Annotated in this window: 12 protein-coding genes and 1 pseudogene; 3 read left to right on the top strand and 10 right to left on the bottom strand. The window is 68.1% G+C overall.

Annotated features, from left to right (window positions below; translation table 11 throughout):
• Window positions 1-197: 197 nt before the first annotated feature.
• From ACZ5WG_RS28425 to ACZ5WG_RS28410, 4 genes and pseudogenes are all read right to left on the bottom strand, one after another.
• Window positions 198-1,043 (bottom strand): S1 family peptidase, encoded by an 846-nt coding sequence (locus ACZ5WG_RS28425; RefSeq protein ID WP_468726823.1) that lies wholly within the window; start codon window positions 1,041-1,043, stop codon window positions 198-200.
• Window positions 1,040-1,351 (bottom strand): CU044_2847 family protein, encoded by a 312-nt coding sequence (locus ACZ5WG_RS28420; RefSeq protein WP_031149171.1) that lies wholly within the window; start codon window positions 1,349-1,351, stop codon window positions 1,040-1,042. Before ACZ5WG_RS28420 ends, ACZ5WG_RS28425 begins: the two co-directional genes overlap by 4 nt.
• A gap of 256 nt (window positions 1,352-1,607) precedes the next feature.
• Window positions 1,608-2,144: pseudogene (locus tag ACZ5WG_RS28415) on the bottom strand (HD domain-containing protein).
• Window positions 2,116-2,622, bottom strand: a complete 507-nt coding sequence (locus tag ACZ5WG_RS28410; RefSeq protein ID WP_468726822.1) for a GntR family transcriptional regulator — start codon at window positions 2,620-2,622, stop codon at window positions 2,116-2,118. The pseudogene ACZ5WG_RS28415 and the gene ACZ5WG_RS28410 overlap by 29 nt, the downstream one beginning before the upstream one ends.
• 390 nt (window positions 2,623-3,012) lie before the next feature.
• Here ACZ5WG_RS28410 and ACZ5WG_RS28405 point away from each other — a divergent pair, with 390 nt between their 5' ends.
• Both ACZ5WG_RS28405 and ACZ5WG_RS28400 read left to right on the top strand, forming a co-directional pair.
• Window positions 3,013-3,999 carry a sensor histidine kinase gene (locus tag ACZ5WG_RS28405; protein WP_468726821.1) on the top strand — a complete coding sequence of 329 codons (987 nt, stop codon included), beginning with the start codon at window positions 3,013-3,015 and terminating at the stop codon, window positions 3,997-3,999.
• 6 nt (window positions 4,000-4,005) lie between these two features.
• The gene (locus tag ACZ5WG_RS28400; RefSeq protein WP_468726819.1) at window positions 4,006-4,986 is read left to right on the top strand and encodes a response regulator transcription factor; all 981 of its coding nucleotides are present in this window, start codon (window positions 4,006-4,008) and stop codon (window positions 4,984-4,986) included.
• Between the two features lie 613 nt (window positions 4,987-5,599).
• Here the strand turns inward: ACZ5WG_RS28400 and ACZ5WG_RS28395 are convergent.
• The 4 genes from ACZ5WG_RS28395 to ACZ5WG_RS28380 form a co-directional block, all read right to left on the bottom strand.
• Window positions 5,600-6,250: a thymidine kinase gene (locus ACZ5WG_RS28395; RefSeq protein ID WP_468726817.1), complete on the bottom strand. Its 651-nt coding sequence runs from the start codon at window positions 6,248-6,250 to the stop codon at window positions 5,600-5,602.
• A gap of 197 nt (window positions 6,251-6,447) precedes the next feature.
• Window positions 6,448-7,650 carry an alkaline phosphatase family protein gene (locus tag ACZ5WG_RS28390; protein WP_468726816.1) on the bottom strand — a complete coding sequence of 401 codons (1,203 nt, stop codon included), beginning with the start codon at window positions 7,648-7,650 and terminating at the stop codon, window positions 6,448-6,450.
• Window positions 7,650-8,255: a DUF5998 family protein gene (locus ACZ5WG_RS28385; RefSeq protein WP_078864899.1), complete on the bottom strand. Its 606-nt coding sequence runs from the start codon at window positions 8,253-8,255 to the stop codon at window positions 7,650-7,652. Before ACZ5WG_RS28385 ends, ACZ5WG_RS28390 begins: the two co-directional genes overlap by 1 nt.
• Window positions 8,256-8,310: 55 nt before the next feature.
• Window positions 8,311-11,136 carry a bifunctional acetate--CoA ligase family protein/GNAT family N-acetyltransferase gene (locus ACZ5WG_RS28380; protein ID WP_468726815.1) on the bottom strand — a complete coding sequence of 942 codons (2,826 nt, stop codon included), beginning with the start codon at window positions 11,134-11,136 and terminating at the stop codon, window positions 8,311-8,313.
• Window positions 11,137-11,320: 184 nt separating this feature from the next.
• Here ACZ5WG_RS28380 and ACZ5WG_RS28375 point away from each other — a divergent pair, with 184 nt between their 5' ends.
• Window positions 11,321-11,602 (top strand): HPr family phosphocarrier protein, encoded by a 282-nt coding sequence (locus tag ACZ5WG_RS28375; RefSeq protein WP_266635998.1) that lies wholly within the window; start codon window positions 11,321-11,323, stop codon window positions 11,600-11,602.
• Between the two features lie 168 nt (window positions 11,603-11,770).
• Here the strand turns inward: ACZ5WG_RS28375 and ACZ5WG_RS28370 are convergent, their stop codons facing one another.
• Window positions 11,771-12,436 carry a GntR family transcriptional regulator gene (locus ACZ5WG_RS28370; RefSeq protein ID WP_468726813.1) on the bottom strand — a complete coding sequence of 222 codons (666 nt, stop codon included), beginning with the start codon at window positions 12,434-12,436 and terminating at the stop codon, window positions 11,771-11,773.
• Between the two features lie 201 nt (window positions 12,437-12,637).
• Window positions 12,638-13,432 (bottom strand): M23 family metallopeptidase, encoded by a 795-nt coding sequence (locus ACZ5WG_RS28365; protein WP_468726811.1) that lies wholly within the window; start codon window positions 13,430-13,432, stop codon window positions 12,638-12,640.
• Window positions 13,433-13,445 lie beyond the last annotated feature (13 nt).

The following is a 13,445-nucleotide window of genomic DNA, read 5'->3' as shown; positions in this document are numbered from 1 at the left end:
CCGGTGTGACTCCTCCAGCAGGTCGAGCGTGTCGAGCAGGGCGGCAAGGTAGCCGAGGTCCCTGCCGAACTGGGGACGGTGCAGCGGCGGCGGTTGGGTGCGCAGCTCGGCGACGGCGGCTTGGGCGAGCCGCCTGGCCGCGAGGTCCCCGCGCAGGGCCCGCTCGGCCTGGGTGGCGGCTTCCTGCCAGGCAGTGGTCATGCCTCACCCCCGGGTGACTGCCGCTCGATGAACGTCTTCGCGGTGAGGAACTTGAGTTCGCTGCTCTGCGAGGCGTCCAGCACCCCGCGCTGTGTCCACTTCTCTATCTGGTCGAGCAGCAGATCCGTAACGGCGGCCGCCGCCCCCAGGCCCGTACCGCTCTCACCGCTCTCCTCCACACGGCGCTGAACGGCTTGCTCCGGTGCGGGCTTGGCCGGGCGCAGTACGTCGATCAGGTGCTCCACGTCGAACTGGTCGAAGCGGCGCATCGCTTCACCGATGGTCGCTGCGAACAGCACATTGGCGGCACGGTGCGGCTCCGCCCGGTCCGGTGCCTGCTCCAGGAGGATGCCCACGATCAATGGCGCCCGATCCTCGGGCAGCCCTTTGACCACCGGGCCTCCCGAGTACCCCGAGTAGTCGCCCAGGTGTTGGTGTGTCGTCAGCTGCAGGGCCTCGATGACCGCTCCGCCCTCGCACGGATACTCGGCGGATCCGCTGTCGACCTGTCCCCGAAGATGTACCTCGGCGGCCGCAGGCCGGTACGGTCCGTGCCAGTCGTCACCCCCGTGCGCGATACCAGCACGGGGGATGGGCAATCGGACCTCGAAGGCGGCCGAGACCGTGATCAGAGCGAGGTCCGCCTCCTTGTCCTGGCGGCAGACCTGCCCCGCCAGCCGAGAGCCGTCCGCCAAGACGATGTCCACGCGCTCGTCAGGCGAGGTCAGGCCGCGCAAGCAGTGCAGCGCCGTCAGGACGTAGCGGGGCGTCAGCAGAAATCCGCCGCCGAGGCGCTGCCGGTCCTGGAACAGCTCCACCCAGTAGCTCGCGCCGCCGATCATTCGGATTCCGGAGCCCGCTCCACGGTCAAGGTGACCTCGAACGACGCCTCGGCCGATGCCTTGGACAGGATGACTCCGGCTTCCGCCGCCAGGGTCAGTCCGAAGGTCACCTCCATGCCAGATACCTGCCAGCCGTTGTGCCGTGGCACCCTGGCGAGTGACTGCTGGGCGATGGTGGAGGCCTCGACTATCGCCTGCTCCAATTCCTCGGCACGCTCTCCGAGGGCAGCGCTGGTACGCGTTCTGCTGGCGATCTGGCGGCTGCCTGACGCATCGACAGCGACCGTTTCGACCCTGACCTCGGGCATGAGAGTGCGTTCCTGTCTCTAGGTGCTCAAAGTGCAGCGGCGCCCCCGCCCCCGTACAAGAAGCCTAGCCAGCCCGATGCCGAGAGGCGACGGAATCACGTACAAGATCTGGGACTGCCGTACGGATCCGGCCACGCCTGCTCAAAGGCACACGGCCCGGCGAGACCGCCGTCACCCCTGGGGTCGCCCTCGCGGGCGCGGGGAGCCGCGGCCCCTTCGACCGACCACACCGGAACTCACCTCATCGAAGCAGAGGTCAGACGGAAGTAGCCGGCAGCCCATCCGGCAACAGCGCTATCTCGGGCTCCGCGCGACGGATGAACATTCCGATCAGGCTGTCCGGGCCATACCGGCCAGCGATCTCGTCCACCCTGTCCACGGGGTTGGTGAGAACGCCGTCCGGGGTGGTGTTCATATCGCAGAAGCAGAGCGCATCGGCCAGTTCAGGGGCCTCGCGCGGGAACTCGTCCTCGAGCTCCTCGCGGAGCCCGCGGGCTTCTGCCTCCATCCACGCGCAGGAGTGGTGAGCGACCAGTCGCACCACCCGTTCGTCCGCGCCGGCAGTATCCCGGAGATACCGCGCACCGTCGAGCGGATGGAACCCCGTCTTGGCGAGGGCGGAGGCGTAACCGATGTCGTGTGATACCGCCGCGGCCTCCAGCAGCTCAGCATCCGCACCCAGAATCGGCACCAACTTGCGAGCCCTCTCCGCGACCCCGAGGGAGTGCTGCCACCGGCGCGGGAGCTATTCAGCCAGCAGCGACTCAGCGAGCGGGTATGCCCATTCCCTCAGCGCTGTGGTGGTCAAGACTTCGAGTCTCCTCCTGGTTCGGAACAGCCCGAACCGTTCGCCGCTTGCCCTGTCCACCCTCACTCAGCACCCCGGCGGCCTCAAGCTGCGTCAGCGCCTTGCTGATAGTGGGGCGGGACACCCCGAGTCGCGAAGACAGCTCGCCTGCGCTCAGGAACGCTGCCCCGACTTCCAGCCGCTCAGACACGATGAGTGCAGCCACCCGCTCAACCAACGGCCGCCGGTCCGCACTCTCCCCTTCGCGGACCACGCGCCACCGAGCACCGGGCACTGGCTCGGCTACCCCCTCTTTCTGGAGCACCTGAAACGCCCTGAGCGCCACGCCCCGTGAGATGCTATCGGCGTCCATCACTTGCGACAGTGACGGCAACTCAGTCATCTCGGCGGTAGACACGATCTGGGTCTTCAGCGCGTCAGCGACCCTCAAGTAGGTCCCGCGAGGGCTGGCTTGCTCCGGCACTTGATCTCCTGTCCGCTCCAGACGTCGGCCTTAACACTCGCATGAACGGCTAGAGAGCCATCGTCTGCCAGGTACCGGTACCGGTGTCCTGCCCCGTGCCTCCACCCTGCCCCGGGGCAGGACACCGGCCCAAGCCACTTCGCCGAGAGCACACGCCAGCATCCCTGTCTGGACGACAGCAGGCGTCGTCGGGTGACGCTGACTCGGGACCGTACGTCGCTTAGCTGCGATCTAGCATGCCAGGCTCTGCGTACCGGTCACGCCCAGCTTGACGTGCAGGCTCTCCCCGATGGTCGTAACTTGGATTTAGAGAAGTGGACCATGAGGCGCTCTCGAACTCTCCCTTGGGGCGCCTCGGCTCCATCAAAACTCCTGGCCCAGGAGATCACGTTGGAAACCGGCAGCATACTTCTCCTAATGCTCGTAGGCTTTTGGGCTCCAGTCATACTCTTGGCCGTGCTGTGGTCATACAACAAGCGATCCGAAACTCAGCAGAGTAGGATGCTTGAATTTGAACAGAGAGAGTATGACGAGCGAATTGATCGCCGGAATAGGCGAATGGAGATAGGGCTAGAGGAGATAATGCGGCGGCTAGAGCAGCAGCAGAATCTTTTCACATCCATTCAGTCGGATTTCTCCCAGGAAGTTCGCGGGTTCGTTGCCGAGGGAATTCGCGAGGCCATTCAATCTTCTTCGACTCGCCTGACGCGCGAATTTCAAACCAAAGATCCTCCTGTTGCTGGAGGTTCCAACTTGCTTGGCGAGTTGGCTCACGCTTTGAGGACACCACTGGCGCACATCGAAGCCACGGCGCGGGGGTGGGCGGAATCCAACGCAACTACGTCAGAAATTGAAGAGATCCACGATATTTTGACAAGCGTCGATCTTTGCAAGGCTAGCCTTGCTGCTTTCCGTGAGCTGAGACAAGTTTCGTCGGCGGCCGACTCTTGGTCGCCGGCATCCCTCCGAGAATCAGCACAGGGAGCGATAGCCGTTTACTCAACTAGGGTAAACAAGAGCGTCACTGTCGAAAATCACCTTCCCGACTCCGTGCCAGAATACTCAAACAATTACTTGCTCGCCTTGATACTCCCGCTAATCGAGAATGCGATCGAGGCAAGTCCTGACGGCGAAACGGTGCGACTGTCTTTCCGGCGAGATCCTGGAAAACAGATTGCAATCTCTGTTGAGAATAGTGTGGACGCTCCGGTGGATACCAATATCTTGTACGCGACAGGCTTGACAACGAAGGCAGGGCACGATGGTCTCGGGGTCGTTATGGTGAAGGATCTGCTCACAGCATATGAGGAAGCGGAACTCACAGACAGCAGTTTTGATAGCCGCTTCACCATGACTGTCCACTTGCCCGGGAAGTAGGGCGATATGGTCGAGGTTCTCGTGGTAGACGACAACAAGAGGGCCGGTCGATCGTTTGCGAGAATGATCGAGGCAGAAACTGGGCTTGAGACGTTCTATACGAGCAACCCGGCAGAAGCCATTGAAGTAGCACGGTCGAATCCCCTGAAGGTCGCCGTGCTCGACCAGCGCATGCCACTGATGCTCGGGACGGACCTATTTATCGAGCTCAAGGCTATCGAGCCCGACCTGCGAGGAATTCTATTTAGCGGAAGATCCGAGGCGGGAGACCTTCAAGAGGCGATGAGAAATAGATTCGCCGAGTTCATTAATAAGAATTCCGTCTCAGATCTCTCTGAGCGCGTTCGGGAGCATTATTTTGAAGCGTTGGCAGACATCGCGAAACACAGGTCGGAAAACCCGACTCGGTTGTCTGAATACAGACTAGGATTCTCGTGGAGGGGCCCCAAAGTTCACCTCGAATTGCTGTCCATATCTGATGCATCGATCGGAGATGGTGACAGCTGGTCAGAGAGCGACTTCCGTACGTTCTTGAAGGTTGACATAGGGGGAACCCGACGGGAGCTCAACACTATCCGCCAGGAAGCGGAAGTAGTGATCGAACAGGAAAGCATAAGCAAAGTGAGCTCCAATGCAGAATTCAAGTTTGAACTGATGTCGAAACTGGTGGCGGCAGTCGAACATTCTCACAGAAAGAACTACAAGCAGCGCACCTCCCAGGCTATCGAAAAGGCTACTGAAGAGACGTATACGCTAGACCCGGCCCCGAACAATCAAGGGCTTCATGTGCGCTCACGCCATCTACAGGCAGCCCCTATCTATCGCCGAATTCGACTGCTGCTGCGGACGCAGTGTGAGTGCTGCGGTTCGACCAGGAATGACTTCATATACGCCAGGCTGCCAACCGGAGATCTTCACACTCGCCAGATAGACTATCTCAGCGATAACACTCAGGCTGTATTCGATACCGGCATTATTCAAGGTTAGCGACTCGTTTCGCTGATCACAGGCCGAACGGCGCGGGCAGGATCGGCGATTCCCAGCTCATAGGCGACCAGCCATGATATGCGCGCAGAGCGAATCTGCGCCCTTCACGCTCCTACTGAGAGTCGAGTGCACCCTCACCCACTCTCCCGATCTTCCTTCATCATGTACTGAGTACTCTCAGTGACGTGCAAGAGAGGAGCGGTGTCTCAGTCGAGGTGTGGGGTAACGACGCACCACGGGGCCGTAGTCGCAACAAGGCGATCATCATGGGAGCGGTCAGCTGACACCCCCCGGCCGACATCAATAGCTGACAGCGCCAGGCGGTCCTTCAGAGGCGTCGCCACCTAGGCTCAGTACATGCTTAGAGGAGACCGGGCGAGCTTACAAACAGCGAGAGGCTGCGCGGGCAGGAGTTGCCGCCTTCAGACGCAACGGAACCTGCGCCTCCGGTGAATACGCGGCACGCCGCCCAGAGAACGGCAGTCGCGACAAGCTAAGGCACAGGTCAGGTCGGCTCGAAGCATGAATGAGGCCAGTCTCTTCTAAGCACTTGGCCACATGCTGCCGTCCCCGGCGACGCACACCACCCCGGGAACGATCATGCCGCGGGCTATCAGGTGTGATTGACCGGAAGGACGTCTGGGGAGAGGGCTCCGGCCTGGGCCGAACCGCTCGTCATGCGGCGCCGGTGGTGGCGGCGGCAGAGGACCTCGTAGCCGATCTCCCCGGCCGGGCGGTTCACATCGCCGACGACGACCTGGGCGCCCTCGACGACCATCTCGCCGTCTATCGTGCGCGCGTTGTGCGTAGCGCGGGCCCCGCACCAGCACAGGGCCTCGACCTGGAGCTGTTCGATGCGGTCCGCCAGCTCGATCAAGCGCTGCGAGCCGGGGAACAACTTCGTGCGGAAGTCCGTGGTGATGCCGAAGGCGAAGACGTCCATGGCGAGGTCGTCCACGATGCGCGCCAGTTGATCGATCTGGTCGGGAGCGAGGAACTGTGCCTCGTCGACGATGACGTAGTCGGCCTTGCCGCCCCGGGAGATCTGGTTCACGAGGTACGCGTACAGGTCCATGCCCTCGGTAGCCTCGACGGCCTCCGTGACCAAGCCCAGACGGGAAGAGAGCTTGCCCTCGCCCGCGCGGTCATCGCGCGTGAAGATCACGCCCTGGAGCCCGCGGGCCGACCGGTTGTGCCCGATCTGGAGCGCCAAAGTACTCTTCCCGCAATCCATGGTGCCGGAGAAAAATACCAATTCGGACATCAGAGGAGGGTGACCTTTCGGGGCGTGCAGACCGTGGCACAGCGGTGGCCGGCGGCCCCCGCGCGAGGTGGCGGATTCCCCAGCAAGTTGGTGCTCTTTCCGCAGTCCATCGTTCCGGAGAAGAACACCAGCTCGGGCATGGGAAGTACGGGACCTTTCGGGTCGTGGGCTACAGGGGCGGAGGAGGAAACGGTCGGTCAGGTGCGGATCTCGAGCAGCGGGACGAGCTGCTCGGCGGCGGTCATGGACCCGTGCATGCCGACGAGGGCGGACTCGTTGGGCTCCTTGCGCGAGGCGGTGATGGCCACATCGGCCTGGGCCGCCGCGACCACGTCGCCGATCCGGCCGAGCACGCGCTCGTCGCACTCCCCCGGCGCGCCGAACCAGCCCAGCTCCAGGGCCTCTTCACGGCTCGCGATCCAGCACCGGTCGCCCAGCACCTCGCGCCACACCGTCAGGACGTCGGCCTCGGCGCCGGGTACTGCGTACACGTGCCGGGCCCGGCCCTCGCCGCCGAGCAGGGCCACTCCCGCGCCCAGCTCCCAGTCCTCGTCGAAGTCGATCCGCGACTCCTCGTCGAAGGGGACGTCCACCATGCCGTGGTCGGCGGTCACGTACAGCGCGGTACGCGGCGGGAGTTGCTCGGCGAGCCGCTGCACCAGCCGGTCGACGTACATCAGCTGGCCGCGCCAGGCGTCGGAGTTCACGCCGTGCCGGTGACCGGCCCCGTCGAGCTCGCTGAAGTACGTGTACACCAGCGAGCGGTCGCCGGCCGCGAGGCGCTCGGCCGCGAGGTCCATCCGCTCCTCGCCGGTCATCCGGCCGAGGAAGGTGCCGCCGCTCAGCGCGATCTTGGTGAGCGGAGTGGTCTGGAAGGCGGGCGAGGACACCTGCGCCGTGGCCACCCCGGCCTTGTCGGCCTGCTGGAAGACGGTCGGGTACGGCTGCCAGGGCTTCGGCTGGGTCCAGGGGTACCAGCGGAGCTGGTTCATCAGCTCGCCGGTGGCCGGATTGCGCACGGCGTAGCCGGGCAGGCCGTGCCGCGCGGGCGGCAGGCCGGTGCCCACGGAGGCCAGCGAGGTGGCGGTGGTCGCGGGGAAGCCCGCGGTGATCGGACGGCCGGTGCCGCCGCGCGAGCTGCCGAGGAGGGAGGTCAGGTACGGGGCCTCGTCCGGGTGGGCCTTGATCTGCTCCCAGCCCATGCCGTCGACCAGGAACACGCAGTTCCGGTCGGCCGGGGTCAGCTCGGCGATGGCGGCGGTGAACCCGGGGACGCCCTGGCCGGCCACGAGGGTCGGCAGCAGGTCGGCGAGCGAGCCGGTGCCGTACTCCGGAACGGGGGCGCCGACGAGGTCCAGCAGCTCCGGCTCGTCCCAGTTCGACGGTGCGGAATAGGCCATCAGCGGGCGGAGGTGGAAGTGGCTGCCGTTGCTTCGCTGAGCGCCTGCGCGAAGACGAGGGTCTGGCGGACCGCCTCCGGGCCGTCGCCGGCCTCGCTGACGCGCAGGCTGAGGTCGTCGGCGGTGGAGTTGCCGGTGTAGCCGTGGTCGGAGTCGCAGTTCGGGTCGCCGCAGGCGGCGGGCTCCAGGTCGATCCGCGAGACCGCGCCCCAGCCGATGGTCAGGACGACCTCGCGGGGCAGGGTGCCGGGGGTGTACGACTCGGGGTTGGCGACGACGCGGCTGAGCACCACGGAGGAGATCGCGCCGATCTTGACCGACTCGGTGGAGGTGGTCGCGTACGGGGAGGGGGACCCGGCGTCGGCGGCCTGCTCGTCGGTGTGGCTCACGATGAAGCGGTTGCCGGTCAGGACCAGGACGGTGACGTGCCGGCGCACCTCGTTGGAGTCGAAGGTCGTCTCCTGGTGGACCAGGTACGACGAGATCGGCTCACCGCCCACCGCGGCTTCCACGGCCTCGGCCACGAGGGCCGGGTAGTAGCCGCTGCGCTCGATCGCCGTGCGCAGCCCCTGGGTCGTCGTACCGGATTTCGCCATGGGGTCCATCTTAAGGCCCGTACGGGGCGCCCCGAGCGCCCGAGGGCCTGCCTTCCGGACCCGCTCAGTAGCTGGGCAGTGTCCGGGGGCCGAGATCGGTGCGGGCGGGCGGGTGGGCCACCCGCACCGCGGCACTGAGCACGGAGAGGCCCTCCGTGGCGACGACGACGGGCTCGAGGGTGACTCCCACCACTTCGGGGTGGTCGTCCACCAGCCGGGACAGCCGCAGCAGGAGCTCCTCGAGGGCGGGGGTGTCGACGGGGTCGCTGCCGCGCCAGCCGAAGAGGAGGGGAGCGGTCCGGATGGACCGGATCAGCCCGGCGGCGTCCCGCTCGGTGGCCGGGACGAGCCGGTGGGCGGTGTCGCCGAGCAGCTCGGAGGCGACGCCGGCGAGCCCGAAGGAGAGGACGGCGCCGGCGGCCGGGTCGATGACGGACCGCACGACGGTGTCGACCCCGCGGGGCACCATGGCCTGGACGACGGGGAGCAGCTCGCCGGGCGTCCCGAGGAGGTCGGTGAGCTCCTCGTACGAGCGGCGCAGGTCGGCCTCGGTCGCGAGGTCGAGGCGTACGCCGCCGAGGTCCGCGCGGTGGCGCAGGTGCGGGGCGGTGGTCTTGAGGGCGACGGGGTAGCCCAGGGCCCGGGCGGCCCGGACCGCGTCGTCCGCGGTGGGCGCGGGCAGGGTGGGGAGCACCCTGATCCCGTACCGGGCGAGCAGTGCGGCGGCGTCGGCCTCGGTGAGGGTGAGGACGGTGTCGCCGGCGTCGGCCAGGAGGCCGGCGAGCTGGGCGGCGGCTCCGGCCTCGTCGATGTCCTCGTACTCGGGCACCTGCCCGGCTTCGGCATTGGCCCGCCGCCACTGCCCGTACCGGACGGCCTCGGCGACTGCCCGTACGGCCCGCTCGGCTGCCGGATACGCCGGGATCCGTACGGCCGAGGGCTCGGCGGGGCCCGCCCCGGCCGATCCGGCCCCGCCGGCACCCGGGCCCGCGGATCCGGCCCCGCCGGCGTTCGAGGCGCGGGGGCGCGGGGGCAGGGCCCCCGGACGCGGCGCCGCACCCAGGCCCGCCGGGGACAGGGCGTCGACCAGCTCCGCCAGTTCCACGTGCACCACCGCCACCGGCTTGCCGGGATGCCCGGTCACCGCGTCCCGAAGGGCCTCGGCCAGATCGTCCTGCGGCTCCTGCTCGTTCACCCACGGGATCACCGTGACGATCACCGCATCGTTCTCGGCGGAGCCCAGCGCCGTGCCCAGCGCCTCCCGGAAGTCCTCCGGCGTCGCCGCCGTGGTCAGGTCCAGCGGGGCCCCCGGCCGCAGCCCCTGCGTGAGGCAGGCGTCGTACGTGAGGACACCCAGCGACTCCGAATTGCCGAGGATCGCCACGCGCGGCCCGGCCGGCAGCGGCTGCGAGGCCAGCAGCAGCCCGACGTCCACCAGCTCCGTCACGGTGTCGACGCGGAGCACCCCGGCCTGCCGCAGCAGAGCCGAGACCGTGGTGTCCGGGAGCCTGGTCCCGGGGACCACGTGCCCGGCCGGGGTGTGCCGGCCGCCCTTCGCGACGACCACCGGCTTCACGGCCGCCGTCCGCCGCGCGAGCCGCGTGAACTTCCGCGGGTTGCCCAGGGTTTCGAGGTACATCAGCGCGACGTCGGTGGCCTCGTCCTCGTACCAGTACTGCAGGATGTCGTTGCCGGAGACGTCCGCCCGGTTGCCGGCCGAGACGAAGGACGACAGGCCCTCGCCGCGCCGCAGCAGTGCGGACAGGAGCGAGATGCCGATCGCCCCGGACTGGGTGAACAGCCCGATGCGGCCCCGGATCGGCGCGGGCGCCGGGGTCAGGGAGGCGTTGAGCCCGACCTCCGGCGCGGTGTTGATCACGCCGTACGCGTTCGGCCCGATCAGCCGCATCCCGTACGAGCGCACCTGGCGCACCAGTTCGCGCTGCCGGTCGAGCCCGGCCGCACCGCTCTCCCCGTAACCGGCGGAGAGCACCACCAGCCCCTGCACCCCGTGCTCGCCGCACGCGGCCACGGCCTCCGGGACGCGCTCGGCGGGGATCGCGATCACCGCGAGGTCGACCGGGGAGTCGATGTCGCCGAGCGCGCGGTAGGCCCGTACGCCGTCCAGCAGGTCGGTGGTGACGGCCTCGTTCACGGCGTAGAGGTGGCCTTGGAAGCCGCCGTCGCGCAGGTTCCGCAGGGCCGCCGCGCCGACTCCCCCGCCGGAGCGGCTGACTCCGATCACCGCCACCGAGCCGGGGGCGAGCAGCCGCTGCACGGAGCGGGCCTCGGCGCGCTGCTCGCGGGCGCGCTGCACGGCCAGGGATTCGGCGGTGGGTTCGAGGTCGAGGGTGAGGTGGACGGAGCCGTCCTCGAAGCTGCGCTTCTGCTGGTAGCCGGCGTCGGTGAAGACCTTGATCATCTTGCCGTTGGCGGGCAGTACCTCGGCCGCGAACCGGCGGATGCCCCGCTCGCGGGCGACCGCGCCGATGTGTTCGAGGAGCGCGGAGGCGACCCCGCGGCCCTGGTGGGCGTCCTGGACGAGGAAGGCCACCTCGGCCTCGTCGGCGGGGGCGGAGGCGGGCCGGCCGTCGGGGCCGATCCGGTCGTAGCGGACGGTGCCGATGAACTCCTCGCCGATGGTCGCCGCGAGGCCGACCCGGTCCACGTAGTCGTGGTGCGTGAAGCGGTGCACGTCGCGGTCGGACAGCCGGGGGTAGGGCGCGAAGAAGCGGTAGTACTTCGACTCGTCGGAGACCTGCTCGTAGAAGCTGACCAGCCGGCCCGCGTCCTCCGTGGTGATGGGCCTGATCCGGGCGGTGCCGCCGTCGCGCAGGACGACGTCCGCTTCCCAGTGGGCCGGGTACGAGGGGTCCGACGCGGTGGTCATGCGGCGATCTTAAGGCCAGGACCGGCCGGACAGCTCCTGCGCGGCGCGCGAGGCAAGCAGGGGCAAATGAGTGCAAGCTGGGGTAGGTCGAACCGCGGAGGATTCGAGCCGAAGGTCGGTCGGAGCATTCGAGGCGCCGTGAGAGACTGGTCTAGACAACCGTAAGAACCTGAAGGGCATCACCATGGCAGAGCGCCGCGTCAACGTCGGCTGGGCCGAGGGCCTGCACGCTCGTCCCGCCTCGATCTTCGTCCGCGCGACGACCGCTTCCGGCGTCCCGGTGACCATCTCGAAGGCCGACGGGAACCCCGTCAACGCCGCGTCCATGCTCGCGGTGCTCGGCCTGGGCGCCCAGGGCGGCGAGGAGATCATCCTCGCGTCCGACGCCGAGGGTGCCGAGGCGGCGCTGGACCGCCTCGCGAAGCTGGTCGCCGAGGGCCTCGAGGAGCTCCCCGAGACCGTCTGACCCTTCGGGTTCGCCCCCGGGCGTGCGACGAAGCCGCGGCCGCCGGAATTCCGGCGGCCGCGGCTTCGTCGTTTTCAGGAATTCCATCGCCCGCACCGGGTGACCGCGAATGCGCCGCCAATGCGCCGCGAATTCGGACGCCGCCCCCACATTAATACGCGCTATTTGTTAATGCGGACCGCCCGCCATGTTTACGGCATGTTGCGAAGTCCTCACGCGCAGCCGGTGCGCCCCGGCCGCCCGGTCCGCGTGGATCGCCGTCAGCGCCCGCGCCCGCTCGGCGTCCCCGCGCGCCACCGCGTCCACGATCGCCCCGTGCTCCGCCCAGGACTCCACGGGCCGGGCCGGCGCCTCCACGGCGTACATCCACGCGACCTTGTGCCGCATTTGCGTGAGCAGCGCGATCAGCCCGGGGCTGCCGGAGGCCTGGGCGAGGGTCTCGTGGAACCAGCCGCCCAGGGACCGCAGGTCCTCCCCCTGCCCCCGCCTGGCCCGCTCCTGGCCCAGTCTGACCAGCCCGCGCAGCACCTTGAGGTGGGCCTCGGTGCGCCGGCGGGCGGCCCGGGCCGCGGCCAGCGGCTCGATCAGCATCCGCAGTTCCAGGAGGTCGGCCGCCTCCTGCTCGGTGGGCTCGGCGACGCAGGCTCCCGCATGCCGCCGGGTGGTGACGAAGCCCTCGGACTCCAGGGTCCGCAGTGCCTCGCGGACCGGCACGCGGGAGACCCCGTACCGGCGGGCCAGCAGCTCCTCGGTCAGCCGGCCGCCCGGCTCGAAGACTCCGGAGACGATGTCGTCGCGGATTGCCGTGCATACCGCGTGCGCAGGAATACGCAAGTCCGGACCTCCGCCTATTTCCGACTGCCGACGTCATTGCCGCGACCGTGCTGGGATCGTACTGGGACTCTATTGCAACACGCGATGTTTTCCGAGCGCGGACGGAAATCGCGAATATTTACAGCCACAATGCGGCCACGTGCGGCCACAACGCGAAGGCCCCGGCTCGGGGAGCCGGGGCCTTCGGTGAAGTGCTTCGGGTCAGACGTCGACGCCGTGGTTGCGCAGGTACGCGACCGGGTCGATGTCCGAGCCGTACTGGGCGCCGGTGCGGGCCTCGAAGTGCAGGTGCGGGCCGCTGGAGTTGCCGGTGGAGCCCGACAGGCCGATCTGCTGGCCCGGGGTGACCTGCTCGCCCACCGAGACGCTCAGCGAGGTCATGTGGCCGTACTGGGTGTAGGTGCCGTCGTTGTGCTTGATGACGACGTTGTTGCCGTACGCGCCGCCCCAGCCGGCCTCGACCACGGTTCCGGCGCCCACCGCGTGCACCGAGGTGCCGGAGGCCGCGTGGAAGTCGATGCCGGTGTGGCTGCCGGAGGACCACATGCCGCCGCCCGCGTGCCACTGGGTGCTGATGTAGGAGCCGTCGACGGGGGCGACGAAGGTGTTGAGGCGCTTGCGCTCCTCCTCGCGGGCGGCGCGCTCGGCGGCCTCGCGCTCGGCCTTCGCCTTCTCCTCGGCCTTCTGCTTGGCCTCGGCGGCGCGCGCCTTCGCGTCGGCCTCCGCCTTCGCCTTGGCGGCCGCGGCCTCTGCCGCGTGCTCCTGGGCCTCGGCCTGGGCCTCGATCTGGACCGGGAGGTCCTCGGCCGTCACGACGGCGTTCAGGCCGGTGTCCTCCATGGAGGGGGCCTTGTCCGACGCGGCGAACGCCGGGCCTGCGAGGGAGCCGACGACACCGGTGGTGGCGAGGGCGGCTATGCCGGCGTAGCCGGCGGTCTTGCGGCTCAGACGACTGGAACCACGGTGCTTACCGGCGGCACGACTGCCAAACGCCATGAAGGGGCTGATC

Source organism: Streptomyces sp. NPDC032745 (assembly GCF_055579465.1).
The sequence above is the reverse complement of the archived record's forward strand: the minus strand, read 5'-3'. Positions and strand labels throughout refer to the sequence as shown.